The following is an 18,338-nucleotide window of genomic DNA, read 5'->3' as shown; positions in this document are numbered from 1 at the left end:
CAATTAATTGACGATGCTTGTTAACTAAGATACTATATAATTTACAGATTATTCTCACTATTTTCATTTTACATGGTGTCAAATGTTTTAATATTTTATTTTACATATAGGAGGGTGCTCAAAATGGTTCTTGGCAAATTAACGGTTGAAGAAGCATTAAAACGACATACGTTTCAGCACGCGAAAGTATTGACAGGTGTAAATGGATTAAATAGAGTAATTAATTGGTGTCATATATTAGAAGTGAAGGATATCGATTTATTTATCAATGGAGGAGAATTAATTTTAACTACTGGCATCGGATTATTAGATTCTGATAATCAAAGAAACTATGTAGAAACATTGATAAAAAAGCAAACAGCTGGATTATGTATTGAATTAGGCTCTTTTATGCATGAAATTCCTAGGAACCTTTTATCTTTAGCAGAACAACAAAATTATCCAATCATAATTTTTGAGAAAACGGTGAGATTCATTGATATAACCCAAGATATTCATTCCCTGTTGATTAATCGACATCATCAAAATATGTTGGATCTTGACCGCTTATCTCAGAATTTTAATAAGCTTTCGTTGCAACCTAACGGAATACTAAAAATCCTTCAGGAGCTATCTCTATATTTCCAAAGTCCATGCTTTTTCATTACAAGTAATGAAAAATACTACTACCCTACTAATCAAGGGGAAACGGAAGCTGCCATTAGAAAATTAATAAATAACCATTCAAATGAACCAAAAACATTATCAACATTTTGTTTAAATAACAAATCATTTAGCGTGAATGCAGTGCAAGTATTCGAACAAGTTTGGGGCTATCTATTAATAGAAACTAGCAAATTCCCTTCCTCTGAGCTTACTGCTCTTATGTTAGATCGAGCATCAATTGCACTTTCTCATATTCTCCTTCGCAATCGAACGATAGAAGAACGAAAGCAAAGCGACGAGGCAGAGCTGATTCATTCACTCCTTAACATGGAAAACTTGGAAAGTAACCAGCTAAAGAACATCTTACCAATGTATTGTTTTTCCCATTCTTTCCGACTTATTTGCTGGCCACTACTTGAAGATGAACAAGTTAATTCCAGTAAAGGGGAAGAATTTAAACTCTATCTCTTAACATTATTACGCCCTTTTTTCAACAAATTAGGATTTCATCCCATCATCTCCTTCCGACACCAAGAATTAATAGTAATGATATATATGAATCTCTCCAAAGAAAAAAAAGTAAATTGGCAACAAATCACTGATAAAATATCAAAACTTACTGAGACTTATTTTCCTGCACAAACATTTTTTGGTATCAGTTCCATTCATCAAGAACCAATTAAAGCAAGAACTGCCTATGAAGAAGCAAAGCAAATCATCCTCTTAAAACAGAAAAAATTAATTGATTCCCATACTTATGAGCAAATAGGAATCTACCATTTAGTTCTTCCATTATTAAAAACGAATATTATTAAAGCGTATATCGACGTTCATCTAGGAAAAGTGATCGATTATGATCGAGTGAATAATAGCGAACTCCTTAAAACGCTTACTATCTATTTAGACTGTAACGGCAATAAAAAAGAAGCTTCTGAGCGCTTATTTATCGTACGACAGACCCTTTATCACCGCATAGAGAAGCTTGAAGGAATTCTCGGCCCCGACTTTATGCATTCGTCTAATCGATTAGCAATTGAAGTTGCCATAAAGGCCTTTTCCTTAGAAGAAGACGAGATGTACGTTAAAGATCAACTAATTGCTGATGCAAAATAATTCGACTTCTACTATGCTTCGATTTTGTTATTTCATATTTTGGGTGGGGACCTATTTTGCGTGGGGAAGAGGCAAGTTAGGTTGTTACTTTTATGGTAAGGCGAATATTATTTAGGTAGCCGTCCTGATTGGAGAGAAGAATGGTACATTCCGCTGTTTGTCTCCTATTCAATGGGGAATTCTGGCTTTTATGTTTAAGGCAACGCCGGTTTCCCCTTATTTTTTATGAATTTCGGCTTTCGTTTTTGGGATAAACGCCACTTTTCTGCTGTTGCCTCTGCTTTTTGGTTTTCATCTTCCGGATGAACACCACTTTTTCTCTGTTGCCTGCACTTTTTGGTTTTCATCTTCCCTATGAACACCACTTTCCCTCAAGCATCTGCTTCTTTTGGTTTTCATTATTATTTATTCATCAACAGAATAGGGAGGTGAACATTTTTAAATTCACCTCCCTTTCTATTATTATTAATTACACTGAAAAGAACGAATGCGGTTAGTATCTGTGCCGTAATAAGACCAATGATTCATTCGCCAACGATATCCTGCAATGGAATGTCGTCCAACAAAAGTTGGATAGAACCAAAATCCTCGACCATTCTCTAGCCAAACATAAGTAAAACGGAACAGACAAGGTCTCATTGAACCAGAATCGACTGCAAAAGTACTTACAGACGACTGATTTAATTGTGGTGTAAAGGATGGTGGCGGTGTTGTTGGTGGTCCGTGATCTGCTCCACCCCCAATATTTGGAGCATCCGGATGAGCAGGATGTCCTCCTGGACCTGCTGGTGGCATTTCACCTCCAGGAAATGGCGGCAAAACGCCTCCTCCGATTGGAGGTATATGTGGAACAGTCCCTCCACCAATCGGCGGGAAGATTATTCTATTTTGTTGTGGAGATACTTGTTGAACATAGTAAGGATAATAAGGCTGAAAATACATCATTTTTCCCCTTTCTTTTTTGATGTATTAATCTATGCAATTCACCCAGTCAAGGTGCAAGGTTATAGTAACCTCCACCCTTAAGAGAAAACGACTAAGCTATTGCTTTACCTCATAATTTGCTTTCCATTTTTTACGAAAAACAAGACCCGAAATCCATAATATACCAATTAATCCAACCACCGTTCCAATGCTCAAATATACCCATGGACCTTCTATAAAATGCATTGCTCGATGATGATCCTTTACTAGCCAATAGCAAGAGCCACTTAAAATAAGACCTACAGGAATAATAACTGGACGGTAATCTTTTAATCCCAATAGCTTTTGAACAGCTATGGATGAGCAGAGAAATGCCATAATAATTTGAGTTAAAATCGATAACGCAAAAAATGCAATCATAATCATTTCATAACGATGGATAAAAAGACCAATTTCCGCACTCCTTGCCATTTGCATACAGGAAACAATATACTGGGCTGCGACGTCTGCTGTAAGCACTCCTGTTTCGAGAATTGGCCACATAACGATGATTATTCCACCATAAAAAATACCTGCTGTGGAAGATTTTATCCATGTCTCTTTGTCCCTTACTAAAGGAAGAATCATACAAATCATCATGGCAGCCATCGCATAATCTGTATTATGATGACGGCTCGCCCAAACCGTTTCTTTAAATCCTGATTGAAAAACTGGCTGAAGCTCTCTTATATCAAAATTACTAAGAGATCCAAGCATTAGCAAGATGTTCAAAGCAATTATAGAGAATACTCCAATCAATGCCATTCTTGCAACCACTTCAATTCCAAAATGAATAGCATAAATACCGATTAAGAAGGCAGCTAAAACAAATAATAAGGTGGGAGCCTCTGGCAAGAAATAATCTTTTAAATGATAAACAAATGTTGCCATAATACTCCCATATGCGCCCACAAAAAATACAAACACAGAAATAGCGACAAGTTTCCCGGGAAATTTCCCTAAAATGCGGTGAAATTGATCAATTAAATCTCCTTCAGGTATACGTTTCATTACTATAACGATTAGAGCAATTAGAAGAACTCCCTGAAAAGTGGAGAAGAAAGTTGATATCCAAATATCTCCTTTCACTTCACGTGCCATTATTCCTTGTGTCATGCCAATGGATTTTGCATAAAGCATATTGATAATTAATGCCATTAGCATACCATTGGATATCTGCACCTTCATTATTCTCCCTCCCTTTCTTTCCCAGATATTGTAGGCTGGAATAATAATGAACCACTTTCTACATTTGCTTGAATGCTAAGAGTTATCTCTGCATTTGCAAATGTATCTGCCCAATCCTTTTTCATCTTCTTCCACTCATATGGGTATTTATTTTGAAATACTTTTCCTAATTCTAATACATCGGATTGATATTCCTTTTGGATTTTCTCAATAGACTTATTGATGTCATCATTTAATTTAGCTTCTACAGACTTTTCTAATTGTTTTACAGCTTCTTTATCACTAATAGAGAATGGACAGCCTGCTTCTACTACAGTGACAGTAGCATCTAGCTTAGCATTGAAACTAACTTTATCATTTTTATAAGTTGGTTCCACATCAAACTTTTGCTTATTTAACTCGACACTAATCTCATTCTTTGGTTCTTTAGGACAATCAATAACTACTACTTCTGAATCAATCTTGTCTCTAAAAAGAATAATTCCTTGCAATTCATCTGCTTGTAATATCCCTACCAATTTATCGTTTTTAAAAACACCTGCTCCAGATAACTCAACTTGGTTCACTTTTGCGCCTTCCTCTGGTTTAAGACTATCAATTTTTCTTTCTTCAAGGGTTAGCCTTGCAAGTATGGGCTCTGTAGACTCACTTAAATATGCTGCTAGCAAGTCTTTTATTTCCGTATGGGGTGCAAGGGTTGAAATATTGGCATATCGAAATAATTTACTTAATGCTTCTCCAGGAACTACTTCTAAACTTGTTATTGTAGATGTAATTTCACTTGCTTTATCTGGGGTAAGGGCAACCAATGTTTTCATTCGAAGTTCTGGGTTTCTTGTAAAAAAATCAATAATATCTCCGATGCCTTCTTTTGCTACTTCTTCATTTATTACTATAATAAAATTATGTGCCCAAAATACTCTTCGCGACGAAATGCCAGTCAAATTTCGAATCGCTTCAAAAATAGTCTCTCCCTCTGCTTCAACATTCCATGATGTTTCTCCTGATTGACCTATAGGAGCACCAGTCTGTCCCCTGGCGTCTCCCGGTCTAGAAACTTGTGCCGTAACCTTTACCATTCCATCCTTTGACCCCTTATCAATCCCAACTGCCATTACTAGGGCAAGATCATTGATTTCTCTTTTGCCAGCACAACCAGTCAATAATAATGAACTAAAAATAATGAAAATAAAAAACTTAGCTAGCTTCATTCCTTTCTTTTCTCTCCTTTATTATCCCCGGTTTTCTTTTTCCATCTTCTTAAGCCTGTTATATCGCTATTATCTCTGCTTTCCATATTTGATTTAGTCTCTTGTTTTTGATTTTCTTCCCCTCCTGATTCTGATTGATTGTCCTTATTCTTCTCTATTGGATCCTTCACTTTATTTGGTGGTTTTGGCTTCTGATGGCTACCTAATTTTATCGTGTCACCATCTGCAAGCTGAGGTCTTTTTTTCATCCCCCACCAAGGAAAGCGAATAAGTGTATCCTTCTGATCATTTGGTTGAAAAGGAGTTGCTGGGGCTAAATAAGATTCCCCAAAAGAACGAATACTCAGCGCATGAATTGCCAATAAAGTAAACATAACCGAAAAGCCAAGTAATCCTAGCGTTCCTGATGCAATTAATAAAGGAAAGCGAATTAACCGTATGGAGTAAGAGGCAGAATAATTTGGTATTGCAAAAGACGATATCCCAGTGACCGCTACTACAATAACCATAAAAGGGGAAACAATCCCTGCCTGAACAGCTGCCTGTCCAATAACAAGAGAGCCCACAATACTAACAGCCTGCCCAACCGGCTTTGGCATCCGGAGCCCCGCTTCCCTCATTAATTCGAAGGTAATCTCCATTAATAGCGCCTCTAAAAGGACGGGAAATGGTACTATTTCTCTCCCAGATGCAATGGTTAATGCTAATGGAGTAGGAATCATCTCCTGATGGAAACTGACTAGCATGACATAAATTGAAGTAAGCGTGAGACTAATAATAAAGGCAATATAGCGAATGATTCGAAAAAAACTCCCTGCCATAAATCCCATATAATAGTCATCACTCGCCTGCAAGAACTGCCAAAAATATGTAGGAACTACTAAAACAAACGGTGTATTATCGACAAAAATAGCTACTCGTCCCTCTAACAAAGCTGAAGCCACTTTATCTGGTCTTTCTGTACTCATTATGGTAGTAAACGGGGAAAAAGGAGAATCAGCGATCATTTCTTCTATATATCCACTTTCCAGAATTCCATCAATCTGAATTCGATTTAATCGCTTCTTTACCTCATCTACTAATCCTTTTTTTACTACTCCGTTAATGTATGCAATATTTACATCTGTTCTTGTCCGTAAACCAATACTCATTGTTTCTAACCTTAGCTCTGGATCACGGATTCTTCTTCTAACTAGCGCAGTATTAGTACGTATACTTTCGGTGAAGCCATCTCTTGATCCGCGGACAACCTGCTCTGTTTGCGGCTCATCCACACTTCTTGTGTCCCATCCTTTTGTTTGGATATGAAAAGCCTTTTGGCACCCATCTACAAAAAGAATACTATCACCAGAAAGGATTGCTATAAGGGCCTTTTCCACTTCTTCAATCAAGGAAAAAGAAGTATTCATTAAAACATGTTGTTCAATCAAAGTTTGAAGATCGGAAATTAATAATTGATTTCTTTTAATAAATTCATTTCCTTCAAACATCATCGCATCTATTACTTTTTCCACATGCTCTACACTAGCGAGACCGTCAATATAAAAAAGAACGGAGGAAACTTGTCTATTCCCTAGAAAGAAAATATTCCTTTTAACAAGGTCGATACTATCTCCTAATTCCCTTCTAATTATCGCTATATTTTTTTCTAATTCCGCTGTGAACCTTTTGTCTTTGCTTGTTGTCTCCATTTCGTCCACCCTTACTATTTACTATTATTCTTCCTAACCAAGTGAAGGAATTTCTATTCGTTAAACAAGAAAATGTATAAAAGGTTTTTTTTTCGTATAAACAAGTGACAAGAAACATATTTAAAGGCGGAGATATTTTGAATTTTTACCATACATGGCTATATAAAAATGTTATAAATACAGAATGGCTTTTGTGGATGATTGTTATTTTTGTTCTAACATTTAATATTTTGTCCCCCATCATTATATGGTGCTTAATGAATGGAAAATCCATCCTAAAATGGGGAAAAGGAAAGAAAAAAAAGAAAAATTCGAAAGAGGAGAAGAAGTTCTAATTCTTTTATTCTATTTGAGATAATTTCCAAAAGAAGAGTGTTCTCCTATATCATTTACCTCTAATCACTTTTTTATTAATTATTTTTACTGTTGACTAAGATTTGTAGGTCTTTGGATACTGGTATAATGGACTACTTTGTACTAGTCTAAGTATATAATTTAACTAATCGACGAAAGGGCAAAATCATTGAAAAATGATGACGCAAAGCTATAGGGGCTTCAGAGTATAAAGGTAGACGGAATTATTTCCAATCATTTCATATTCTTGCCAGCCAGCTACCGAATATACCTTCGACGATTCAGATGAAGGGGACTAGAAAATTGAGACAGGAAAATAACGATGAATTAATAATAAAACGAGCAAGAATTGTGAAGGAACAAATTGATTCTATTGAAACTGGCCATATAGGAAGAGGCTTATTTTTCGGCATGCTCATAAGCACTCCATTATGGATTTCTTTTTTTGGATGGCTTCGTATTTTCCTTTTTTTATTGGAGAAGTAAAACCTAACCAACATGAAAATATTTTACTTATACGGAATAAGGGCATATAATCATGATAAGAATAGGCATGGAAACCATTAGGAAAGGAGCTTTCATAATGGAAGATTCAAAAGAAAAATTAGAACAAGAAATATCGGTAGCAGGAAAGCATTATTCCGAGGAAAAATTCTGGAAGAAACTTGCAAGGTTTGGTAAAAAAGCAGGTTCCTCTGTTGTTTATGCGGTTTTACTTTTATATTACACCTTACAAAAACCAAATGTACCTAAAAAAGTAAAAGCAACTATTATTGGAGCTTTAGGCTATTTTATCTTACCAATTGATTTAATACCTGATTTTCTAGTTGGGATAGGCTACACCGATGATTTAGGTGCTTTAGGGATTGCATTACTCCAAGTAGCCATGTATATTGATGATGATATTAAATCTAAAGCAAGAACAAAGCTTGCAGAGTGGTTTGGTAACAAAGTGGATACCACGGATATAGATAAAAAATTGCATTAACGAAAAAAAGATCTCTAATGTCCTAAAAATAAAGCAGGTGAAAAAATATCAACTATTTTCTTCGCTTGCTTTTTTATTCCCAAAAATCAAAGTAACCGAAAGCAAACAACCTAAGTATTTCTAGGATAATTATTGAAGTCAAGGCTAAACTATCTTTATCTTAAAAATAGGATGGTGTTATCTTTGTCTTATATATGGCAGTCAATCATACTTATACTTTCCGGAATATTGCTACTCCGTTTGGCTGGTAGAAAATCCATTTCTCAAATGACACTAGCTCAAACGGTTATTATGATTTCTTTAGGAACCATTATTGTTCAACCGATTGTCGAAAAAAGTACTTTTAAAGCTATTATTAGTGCGGGTATTTTTGTTGTCACTATACTCCTTTTAGAGTTCTTACAGCTTAGATCAAATCGATTTGAAAAGTTTATAACAGGTAAATCAAAAGTAGTGATTAATAACGGACAAATAAATAGTAAAGTGCTAAAAAAGTTAAGATTGACAGTAGATCAATTAGAAATGCGTTTAAGAAACAATGGTATCAGTAAAATAGAGGACATAAAACATGCGACAATCGAGCCTAATGGTCAATTAGGGTTTGAATATATGGAGAACGCCAAGCCTCTAACAGTTGGAGAATTTCAAAAAATAATGCATACGTATTTTTCGAATCCACAAAATCCTAATCCTACTCAGACCATGAGTAATGGAAACAATATCTTCAGCGAAATAAATGAGCAGGATCAGCATAATCCTAAGTGGCTTCAATAAATAAAAGGGACTCCAAAAGTCTGTAACATGACTTTCGGACAGTCCCTTTTTTGTTATTATAAAAACAACCCAACAATTGTCGCTGTTAAAGTAGAAGCAAGTGTTGCTGTTAATAACATTTTCAAACCGAATTTTGCAACGATATCTGCTTTTTTCGCATTAATCGCTTGTATCGATCCAGCAATAATCCCAATACTAGAGAAGTTTGCAAAAGATACAAGGAATGTAGAGACAATTCCTACTGTTTTCTCTGATAACTCCCCAATCAATGGCTGGAATTGCAGCATTGCTACAAATTCATTTGCAGCTAATTTCGTACCCATTACAGATCCAGCAGTTACAATTTCACTGACAGGTATCCCCATTATCCAAGCAACCGGCGCAAATACATATCCTAATAATCCAGTAAATCCGATTTCGAAAATACTTGTAAAGAAACCATCAATTAAAGCAAGTAAACCTACATAAGCAACTAGCATAGCGGCAACAATTAAAGCAACGCGTCCACCATCTAAAGCGCCTGCTGAGATTGCTCCAAATACAGAATTGGTGTTGGAAACATCTTTAATGTTAATTGTCTCATCTTCATCTTTTGAAATAGGAGCAACTAATGTTGCAATTATTAATGCAGATAATGCATTTAAAATCATAGCAGCAAGTACATATTGCGGAGGAATCATTTCCATATATGCTCCCATAATGGATGCAGATACAGATGCCATAGCAGATGTACAAACAATGAATAGCTTATTGGCATTCATAGAATCTAAATGTGTTTTAATCGCAATAAGTGATTCAGATTGACCAAAGAAGATAGAGTTAATGCTATTAAATGTAACTACCTTTGATAACCCAGTAATTTTCGCCAATGCCCCACCAATATATTTAATCGCTAGCGGCAAAACTTTTATGTGGGTTAATAAAGATAATAAAGTAGAAGTGAAAATGATAAGCATCAGTACATTTATAAAAAATACACTTCCACCTTCTGGAACTAATCCACCTGTAACAAAACTAACACCTTCATTCCCATAGTTAAGAACTTTGGAAACTCCATTGGATGTAGCTTCAACTATTTTTAGTCCTACAGTAGTTTTAAACATTATTAGTGCAACAATAAATTCAAGCACAAATAATACGAGGATAGCTCTGAAATTAATCCTTTTTTTATCATTTGATAGTAAAAAGGCAATTGCTATCGTTACGATGATACCTAATATCCCAACTAAAATCGACATAGAAAATTCCTCCTAAATAAGAAACAAAAACAAGCCTTTCTCCTTAACATAAAACTATCTCAATATAGTTAATATGTTTTCGATAAGCATTGTTAATACATTAAAAACGATATACAGTTTTAGATGTTACCTTATATTTAGGCCATTGTCATCCTTTAATTGAATATCAGGTTAAATTAATAAAATTAAAACCTTTCAAAAAATTATCTAAATATATTTAATTTCTACGATTCAAAATTCTTTTCCAAAAATCACAGAAATAAAAGGAAGCAATTTTAGAAAGTACTCCCTAAAATTGCTTCCTTTTATCCTATTATATATTCTACTTCTTATTCTTTAATGAATATTTTCCTTTTCTTGCTTTGCAGTTTCATATGCATTATTCACACTGTGTAAAAGGACACTATTTTAAAGTACTTTCGCACTTTCCAATCCTTACTATTGTGTTATCTTTGCTTTTTTTGATAAAAAAAGCTGAACTATTTCTTCTTGACTATACTTTTGCAGGAGAAGAGAATCGATCATTTCTCGAACTGCACCATCTCCTCCATTTGATTCAGCTACAAATGCGACTTGATTTTTCACAAAATCAATCGCATTTTTGGGAGCACATGGCCATCCTACCTTTGTTAAAATAGGAATATCGTTGAGATCATCACCCATATAGCATACTTCCTCAAACCCTATTCCTATTTCATCGATTATCTTCTGAAGTGTTATCAACTTATCATGAATTCCTTCAAAAACATAGTCAAATTTTAACTCTTCTGCTCTTTTTCTAACTGCTTCAGACTTCCTGCCCGTTATAATAGCAGTCTTTATCCCTACTTGTTTAGCTAGACTAATCCCCATTCCGTCCTGGGTATGAAAAGCTTTATACTCCGTTCCGTCTGAACCAATATACAGTCTCCCATCTGTTAATACTCCATCCACGTCTAATACAATTAACTTAATCGCCATGTAATTACTTAAATGCCTAACTTCATTAAATCATGGAGATGGAGCATTCCAACTGGTTTATTATAGGGATCCACAATTGGGAGTACGGTTATTTCTTTCTCCTCCATTAATTGCAGGGCTTCAGCAGCTAAAGCACCTCTTTCAATTACAATCGACGGAGCAGAGATTAAATTTTCGACATTTTCATTCATGACATCCATCGAGAGGGCAAAGGCTCTACGGATATCTCCATCTGTAAGAACCCCTATTAATTGATCGTTTTCATTCACAATCGATGCTGCTCCTAAACCTTGATCTGTCATCGCAAATAAGGCATCTTTCACTTTGTCTCCTTCTCGGACAATAGGGTTTTTCCTCGTATGAAAAATAATATCGTCGACCTTTAATAATAATTTCCTACCCAAAGAACCATTTGGATGATAAAGTGCAAAATCCTCTGGTCTAAACTTTCGTGCTTCTAATAACGCAATAGCAATAGCATCGCCTAAGGCAAGGGTTACAGTTGTGCTTGTTGTTGGTGCTAAGCCTAACGGACATGCTTCTTCAAACTCCCCTAGACATAGAGCTACATCAGCCTTCATTGCTAAAGTGGAAAATACATTTTTCGTAATAGCAATTAACTTCGCTCCAATCGTTTCTATGGAAGGAAGTAATCGTAGTACTTCATCACTTTCTCCACTATTTGAAATAGCGAGTACAACATCATCTGAAGTCACCATCCCTAAATCTCCATGCAACCCTTCAGATGGATGCAAATAGCAGGATGGTGTTCCTGTGCTTGAGAAAGTCGCCTGTATCTTTCTACCAATAATACCTGACTTTCCTATACCCGTTACCACTACCTTCCCTTCACAGGATAAAATTAGTTGAATGGCATCTTCTACTGAATTATCCAACATATCTCTTAAATCCAATATTGCTTGTGCTTCTTTTTCTAAAACGTTTGCTAATGTATCTGTGTAATCGAATTTCGGTAAATTAATTTCTTGCATATAAATCACTCCCATTCTTACAGATTTTTCACCAGTGCATCAATCTCCACTATTGGCTTTAACACTTCCTCTAACTCGGCTAATTTCACCATGTTTGGTCCATCAGACATTGCTTCATCAGGATTCGGATGAACCTCCATAAATATGGAAGAAATCCCTACTGCAGCTGCAGCTCTTGATAAATAGGGAACAAATTCTCTTTTTCCACCAGTTGTTGTTCCATTGCCGCCTGGTATTTGAACACTATGTGTGGCATCAAAAACGACTGGTACCCCTAATTCCTGCATCGTTATAAGAGATCGCATATCCACAACTAAATTATTATAGCCAAATGTGGAACCACGTTCCGTTAATAAAATCTGTTCATTTCCGCTCTCTCTTAACTTAGTAACAACATTTTTCATATCCCACGGTGCCAAAAACTGTCCCTTTTTCACATTCACAATCTTTCCTGTTTCTGCGGCAGCAACCAATAAATCAGTTTGTCTGCATAAAAAAGCTGGTATTTGCAATACATCCAATACTTCTGCTGCAACAATCGCTTGGGCTCGCTCATGAATATCTGATGTAACTGGCACATCAAATGTTTCTTTTACCTTAGCTAACATTTCAAGACCTTTCTCCAAACCTGGTCCTCGAAAAGAATGAATGGAAGAGCGATTTGCTTTGTCATAGGATGCCTTGAAGATAAAAGGGATGTTTAGCTTTGTTGTTAATTCCTTTAGGTGTTCAGCCGTTTCCATAACAAGTTTCTCATCCTCCATAACACAGGGACCAGCAATTAGAACAAAGGGTTCCATGCCTCCAAAGACAATAGTATCGTTTAATATAACTTTTTGTGTAATGGTACATACCTCCTCTATAAATGAATTTCCTTAAAATTATTCTGAATGATGTTTTATAAGCAAAATGTGGTAGATGAGATGGATAAGGGAAAGGATATTTTTTGGAATTTTCTAATTATATACCGTGTAGTTTACATAATATATGAAAGAAGATGTTTTGAAAAGGATTTTGTTACATTATCTGACACACTTTTTTTATTTCCCCCTAAAACATCGTTATTTTTCTGACAAAAAAAGACTTTCCGTTATATTAGGAAAGTCTCTCTTCATAAAGCTTTGCCTTAGGAAATGAATTAAGCTATTGTCTTTTCTTCCATTTGAGTTGTTTTGACTCGAGAACCTGGAATAATATTAAATAAAATATTTAATATAATCGCGGTTATTCCACCTGCCACGATACCACTTTGGAAAAGAATGCGGATGCTTTCTGGGAATTTCATAAAAATATCAGGAACGACAGTTACACCAAGTCCCATCCCTATTGAGCATGCAAGAATTAATAAGTTACCTTGTTGATTAAAGTCTACTTTTCCAAGCATTTTAATACCATAGGACACTACCATTCCAAACATCGCAAGAGAAGCTCCCCCAAGGACTGGAGTTGGAATCAATGTTGTAATAGCTGCAATTTTAGGAATAAAGCCTAAAATAATTAAAATCGTACCAGCTGCATAAATGACATTTTTCGTTTTTACACCTGTTAGCTGAACAAGCCCAACATTTTGCGAATACGCAGTGTAAGGGAATGAATTAAATATTCCACCAATAACAGATGCCACTCCTTCTGAACGATAGCCCTTCGCTAGATCCTTTTCAGATACCTCTTTGTTTGTAATATCTCCGAGTGCTAGATAAACGCCTGTTGATTCAATTAAACTCACAATAGCAACAAGTGTCATCGTAATGATAGAAGTAAGATCGAAGGTTGGAGCCCCGAAATAAAACGGAGTAATTCCATGAAGCCACTTTGCTTCTCCTACCTCTGAAAAATGAACCATCCCCATAAATGATGCAATAATGGTTCCAATAATAATACCAAGTAAAATAGAGATTGTTTTGATAAATCCAGTTGTAAACTTATTAAGTAAAATAATGATTGCTAACACACCAAAAGCAAGAACTAAATTTTTTAGGTTACCAAAATCTGCACTACCTTCTCCACCAGCCATATCATTAAAAGCTACAGGAATTAAAGTAAGACCTATGATTGTAACAACAGAGCCAGTAACAACTGGCGGAAAGAATTTTACTAGTTTGCTGAAAATAGATGAAATAAGAACGACAATAATACCAGAAACAATAATTGCTCCATAAATAGCGGATATTCCATGCTTAGTTCCAATTGCAATCATTGGACCAACAGCTGTAAATGTACAACCTAACATAACAGGAAGACCGATTCCAAAGAATTTGTTTTTCCAAACCTGTAATAATGTCGCTACCCCACAAGTTAATAGGTCGATTGAAATAAGGTATGCTAATTGTTCTGATGTTAAGTTTAGAGCCCCACCAACGATTAAAGGCACGAGCACAGCACCTGCATACATCGCTAGTACATGTTGTAGACCTACAGACCAAGTTTTTGCTGTCATTTTTTCCATTTTAATATCCTCCTGCATAAATGCCTTCGTGTATTCGTTGTTCAGCAAATGTAACTTTTCCACCCTTTAAAGATGCAATTCTTGCTAAAGACTCTAATCGATAGCCTTTTGCGATTAACTCTTCTGCTCCTTGCTGGAATGATTTTTCGATCAATATCCCAATCCCACTTACAGTCGCACCAGCTTGCTCGACAATGTTCGCTAAGCCAAGAGCAGCCTGTCCATTAGCCAAAAAGTCATCAATTACTAGAACATGGTCTTCTGGATGAATATACTTTTTAGAAACAGTAATTTCATTTGACTCTCGTTTAGTAAAGGAATAAACCGTTGCTGTATACAAATCACTTGTTAATGTCAGGGATTTTCTTTTTCTTGCAAAAATTACAGGAACATCTAATGCCAGCCCTGCCATTATAGCTGGTGCGATACCAGATGACTCTATTGTTAAGATTCTAGTAATTCCTGCTTCTTTAAATAATCTAGCAAATTCAAGGCCAATCTCTTTCATCAGATGAGGGTCCATTTGGTGATTAATGAATGAATCTACTTTTAATACATGATCACTTAAAACAATACCTTCTTCTTCAATTTTCTTCTTCAATAAATCCATTAACTAGACTCTCTCCTTTTTTAGAGAACAGTGTTACCAAAGTATTCGTAATGACTGTCCTCTCTTAATACGAAAAAAAGCACATTCGCTTACTCTATGAGTAAGCGAATGTGCTTTTTCGAGCAAAATAAACTGCTCTATTTAGGCAATAGATCAGTATATCTCCATTTTTATGCGCTTACCCGTAGTCAGATGATTAACGGTCATCTGGTAGAAACTTGCAGGCCATATTCCTGCTATTATACGAGTGGTTATTTTGTTAGATTATTTGACAACATAATGGATTATAACGGATTTTCTTTGAAATGAAAACCATAATTTTATAAAGGGGAAAAGTTTCCATCTATTTTTATTATAACATCTACTTAGGCACTAATATTCTGACAATTTTTCAACAATCTCAAAACACTATTTATAGCTTATTTGAGTAGTCATTTAATTTTTTAGCCATTTCTAATATTTGTTCCATAAAGACGGATGTATGCTGAATCGAGTCTGCTTGTTTTTCACCAATTGCCGCAATTTTTTCAATTGATTCATTGATTGCATTAGTAGTGTTTCTAATTTCTTCCATCGTTTGAGAAATAGTTTGTGTAAAGTTGACTGTTTCTTTTGAGAATTTACGTATTTCATTCGCTACTACCTCAAAGCCCTTCCCCTTCTCTCCAGCTCTTGCTGCTTCAATAGCAGCATTTAATCCTAATAGATTCGTCTGATCGGCCACTTTTTTTATAATCGAAACTACTTCACTCGTTTTCCTTATATTTTCTTCTGCAACATTTGATTGCTCTAAAAGTAGTTTGGAAAAATCCACTAAGGAATGCGATCCATCGGCTATGTTATCAATATGTTCTTGTGATTGTGATAAAGATCTTGTTATTTCATCTACGATATTTCGTATCTCTGTTTGCCTTTTTAACTGAACAGCTATTCCGCCAATCACTTCTCCTTTTGTATTGATAATCGGAGAAGCTGTTCCAATAAATTCAAAACCGTAAAAATCTGCTGGCACCTCTTGCTTTAGCGTTTTCTTTTCACGTATTGCCTCTTTCAATGGTTCATCAGGCTGCAGAGCTTGATTCGGTTTAATATGTAAATCAATAACCTTTCCAGGAAAATAAGCAATAAATTTGTCCCTATCGCAAATTGCAATAGAGAGATCAGCAGGAATTGCTGCTTTAATAATGGGAACTATAGGAATAATATCTTCTAAGGATTCTACTTGTTTAATCACAGTTGTCGCACTCCAATCTTTCTAAATCACTTCAATATACTACCATAAACATACCATTTTTTCACAATATTTTACTTTTGATTTCGACTCTTTCGTATTGGAATATATTGCAACATGTTATAATGATATTAGTTCTCTTCTTATTATTGACAAAAAAGAGGATTAATACCTAACTATTATGTGGTGATTTCCCTGTTTAAAATACTTTTAATCGAAGATGATCAAACATTATTTCATGCCATAAAGGAACGCTTAGAGCAATGGTCCTATGAAGCTTTTGGAATAAATGATTTCAATAGAGTCATGCAGGAATTTACGGAGATAAAACCTGATTTAGTGCTTATCGATATCCAGCTTCCTAAATATGATGGATTTCATTGGTGTCGAATGATAAGGGGCCATTCAAACGTGCCAATTATATTCCTATCCTCAAGAGATCACCCAACTGACATGGTTATGTCGATGCAGCTCGGAGCAGATGACTTTGTGCAAAAACCGTTTCATTTTGATGTCTTAATTGCAAAAATACAGGCAATTCTCCGCCGTGTTTATAATTACAGCTTAGAGCAGTCGCTACTTAAAACATGGTGCGATGCCACAATAGATTTCGAAAAAAATACGGTAACTTCTGCTGTAGGAGAAATTGAACTAACGAAAAATGAAATGTTCATCTTAAAAATCCTACTAGAGCAGAAAAATAAAATCGTCTCTAGAGATCATCTTATAAATGAACTTTGGAATGATAAACGGTTCGTTAGAGACAATACGTTAACAGTAAATGTAAATCGCTTACGAAAAAAACTCGATGAGCTCCATCTTGGTAGCAATATAGAAACAAAAGTTGGCCAAGGATATATGGCGATTGAAGAGGACATAAAATGATTAAACAATATTTAATTGAAAAAAAAAGCTGGATTATCTTTATTCTATTTCTACAACTGTTTCAATTATTTATGGCAAGTATCGATGAGACCATCTCTTTTTATTCAATGGGCTATATTTGCTTTATTAGCATGCTTTTGTTTCTTCTCTTCGCTATCTTCCAATACCAAAAGGAAACAACCTTTTATAAAGGGTTATCTACTCGTGAGGATGATTTAGACCATACAACCTTACCAAAAGCAAAAACACCTTATGAAAAAATAATCGTCGAAAGCTTTAGTAAACAGACTACCACTCTAAAGAAAGAGCGGAATCAAAATCTTCAGCAGCTTGAACTTGAAAAAGATGAACTTCTTTCATGGATTCACGAAGTAAAAACACCATTAACAGCATTACGTTTATTAATTGACTCCATTGATAATCATGAAATGAAAGCTGCATTAACGTTTGAATGGTTAAGAATTCATCATCTTCTAGATCAACAGTTGCACCAAAAACGATTTTCTTTTATTCAAAATGATTTATACATAGAAAATATAAATCTAGAGAATATCCTCTTTGACGAAATTAAAACATTGCAGTCCTGGTGTATACAAAAGGGAATTGGATTTGATGTAGACTTACAAGAGAATACTGTCCTAACGGATGGAAAATGGCTATCCTTTATAATCAGACAGCTATTAAGTAATGCGGTAAAATATAGTAACAATTCAGATATTATAATAATGAGCTATGACAATCATGGTTATACTTGTTTGAATATAACAGATAATGGAATTGGAATCACACTTCAGGATTTACCTAGAATTTTTGAAAAAGGATTTACGTCTACCTCTAAACATCAAAATACTCATGCAACCGGGATGGGATTATATCTATCTAAAAAAATTGCAGATGCACTAAAAATCACCATCAAGGTGGAGTCAACAATAAACATAGGTACAACCATTACTCTAACCTTTCCGAAAAATAATGCATTTGATCAACTTCTTCACTAAAAACAGAGTTTGTGTGAGGCATATGACAAAAATGTCACATGCCTCTTTTAT

General features: G+C 35.1%; 17 protein-coding genes, 1 pseudogene and 2 riboswitches. Of the genes and pseudogenes, 6 read left to right on the top strand and 12 right to left on the bottom strand.

Going from position 1 to position 18,338, the window contains the following annotated elements:
* The first annotated feature begins 123 nt into the window (after positions 1-123).
* Positions 124-1,758 (top strand): PucR family transcriptional regulator, encoded by a 1,635-nt coding sequence (locus ACTQ5K_RS00275; protein WP_251627643.1) that lies wholly within the window; start codon positions 124-126, stop codon positions 1,756-1,758.
* 194 nt (positions 1,759-1,952) lie between these two features.
* On the opposite strand, the gene ACTQ5K_RS00270 is transcribed toward ACTQ5K_RS00275, so the two are convergent.
* From ACTQ5K_RS00270 to ACTQ5K_RS00250, 5 genes are all read right to left on the bottom strand, one after another.
* Entirely contained in the window at positions 1,953-2,105 is a 153-nt protein-coding gene (locus ACTQ5K_RS00270) for a hypothetical protein (RefSeq protein WP_155986809.1), read from the bottom strand.
* Positions 2,106-2,223: 118 nt separating this feature from the next.
* Positions 2,224-2,700, bottom strand: a complete 477-nt coding sequence (locus tag ACTQ5K_RS00265) for a hypothetical protein (RefSeq protein WP_031540426.1) — start codon at positions 2,698-2,700, stop codon at positions 2,224-2,226.
* A 99-nt stretch (positions 2,701-2,799) separates the two neighbouring features.
* A complete protein-coding gene (locus ACTQ5K_RS00260) occupies positions 2,800-3,909 on the bottom strand; it encodes a GerAB/ArcD/ProY family transporter (RefSeq protein WP_031540427.1) in 1,110 nt (369 codons plus the stop codon).
* Positions 3,909-5,120, bottom strand: a complete 1,212-nt coding sequence (locus ACTQ5K_RS00255; protein ID WP_251627645.1) for a Ger(x)C family spore germination protein — start codon at positions 5,118-5,120, stop codon at positions 3,909-3,911. The genes ACTQ5K_RS00260 and ACTQ5K_RS00255 overlap by 1 nt, the downstream gene beginning before the upstream one ends.
* Entirely contained in the window at positions 5,117-6,811 is a 1,695-nt protein-coding gene (locus ACTQ5K_RS00250) for a spore germination protein (protein ID WP_031540429.1), read from the bottom strand. The genes ACTQ5K_RS00255 and ACTQ5K_RS00250 overlap by 4 nt, the downstream gene beginning before the upstream one ends.
* Before the next feature lie 503 nt (positions 6,812-7,314).
* Positions 7,315-7,431, top strand: a riboswitch (cyclic di-GMP riboswitch).
* A gap of 37 nt (positions 7,432-7,468) precedes the next feature.
* Between ACTQ5K_RS00250 and ACTQ5K_RS00245 the strand changes: the two genes are divergently transcribed.
* The 3 genes from ACTQ5K_RS00245 to ACTQ5K_RS00235 all read left to right on the top strand — a co-directional run bounded on the left by ACTQ5K_RS00245 (position 7,469) and on the right by ACTQ5K_RS00235 (position 8,927).
* On the top strand, positions 7,469-7,651 hold the full coding sequence (locus ACTQ5K_RS00245; RefSeq protein WP_235250406.1) for a hypothetical protein: 183 nt from the start codon (positions 7,469-7,471) through the stop codon (positions 7,649-7,651).
* A gap of 97 nt (positions 7,652-7,748) precedes the next feature.
* Positions 7,749-8,153, top strand: coding sequence for a YkvA family protein (locus ACTQ5K_RS00240; RefSeq protein ID WP_031540431.1), 405 nt, complete (start codon positions 7,749-7,751; stop codon positions 8,151-8,153).
* Positions 8,154-8,336: 183 nt separating this feature from the next.
* On the top strand, positions 8,337-8,927 hold the full coding sequence (locus ACTQ5K_RS00235) for a DUF421 domain-containing protein (RefSeq protein ID WP_109767432.1): 591 nt from the start codon (positions 8,337-8,339) through the stop codon (positions 8,925-8,927).
* A 56-nt stretch (positions 8,928-8,983) separates the two neighbouring features.
* Here the strand turns inward: ACTQ5K_RS00235 and ACTQ5K_RS00230 are convergent, their stop codons facing one another.
* The 7 genes and pseudogenes from ACTQ5K_RS00230 to ACTQ5K_RS00200 all read right to left on the bottom strand — a co-directional run.
* A complete protein-coding gene (locus ACTQ5K_RS00230; RefSeq protein ID WP_441993142.1) occupies positions 8,984-10,165 on the bottom strand; it encodes a NupC/NupG family nucleoside CNT transporter in 1,182 nt (393 codons plus the stop codon).
* 438 nt (positions 10,166-10,603) lie between these two features.
* Complete coding sequence (locus ACTQ5K_RS00225) at positions 10,604-11,125, bottom strand: KdsC family phosphatase (RefSeq protein ID WP_031540434.1); 522 nt, start codon at positions 11,123-11,125, stop codon at positions 10,604-10,606.
* 8 nt (positions 11,126-11,133) lie between these two features.
* Positions 11,134-12,117, bottom strand: coding sequence for a KpsF/GutQ family sugar-phosphate isomerase (locus ACTQ5K_RS00220; protein WP_031540435.1), 984 nt, complete (start codon positions 12,115-12,117; stop codon positions 11,134-11,136).
* 17 nt (positions 12,118-12,134) lie between these two features.
* Complete coding sequence (kdsA, locus tag ACTQ5K_RS00215) at positions 12,135-12,962, bottom strand: 3-deoxy-8-phosphooctulonate synthase (RefSeq protein ID WP_031540436.1); 828 nt, start codon at positions 12,960-12,962, stop codon at positions 12,135-12,137.
* A gap of 293 nt (positions 12,963-13,255) precedes the next feature.
* Positions 13,256-14,563 (bottom strand): nucleobase:cation symporter-2 family protein, encoded by a 1,308-nt coding sequence (locus ACTQ5K_RS00210; protein ID WP_031540437.1) that lies wholly within the window; start codon positions 14,561-14,563, stop codon positions 13,256-13,258.
* A gap of 1 nt (position 14,564) precedes the next feature.
* Complete coding sequence (locus ACTQ5K_RS00205; RefSeq protein ID WP_031540438.1) at positions 14,565-15,173, bottom strand: xanthine phosphoribosyltransferase; 609 nt, start codon at positions 15,171-15,173, stop codon at positions 14,565-14,567.
* Positions 15,174-15,338: 165 nt separating this feature from the next.
* Positions 15,339-15,440, bottom strand: a riboswitch (purine riboswitch).
* A gap of 145 nt (positions 15,441-15,585) precedes the next feature.
* Positions 15,586-15,906, bottom strand: a pseudogene (locus ACTQ5K_RS00200) (methyl-accepting chemotaxis protein); the annotation flags it as partial.
* A gap of 693 nt (positions 15,907-16,599) precedes the next feature.
* Here ACTQ5K_RS00200 and ACTQ5K_RS00195 point away from each other — a divergent pair.
* Both ACTQ5K_RS00195 and ACTQ5K_RS00190 read left to right on the top strand, forming a co-directional pair.
* The gene (locus tag ACTQ5K_RS00195; RefSeq protein ID WP_441993277.1) at positions 16,600-17,289 is read left to right on the top strand and encodes a response regulator transcription factor; all 690 of its coding nucleotides are present in this window, start codon (positions 16,600-16,602) and stop codon (positions 17,287-17,289) included.
* A complete protein-coding gene (locus ACTQ5K_RS00190; RefSeq protein ID WP_441993138.1) occupies positions 17,286-18,287 on the top strand; it encodes a sensor histidine kinase in 1,002 nt (333 codons plus the stop codon). Before ACTQ5K_RS00195 ends, ACTQ5K_RS00190 begins: the two co-directional genes overlap by 4 nt.
* Positions 18,288-18,338: the final 51 nt, after the last annotated feature.

The sequence above is a fragment of the Niallia sp. Sow4_A1 genome, assembly GCF_052116745.1.
In the GTDB taxonomy this organism is placed as follows: domain Bacteria; phylum Bacillota; class Bacilli; order Bacillales; family Cytobacillaceae; genus Niallia; species Niallia hominis.
Note: the sequence above shows the minus strand (reverse complement) of the source record. Positions and strands in the feature narration are given on the sequence as shown.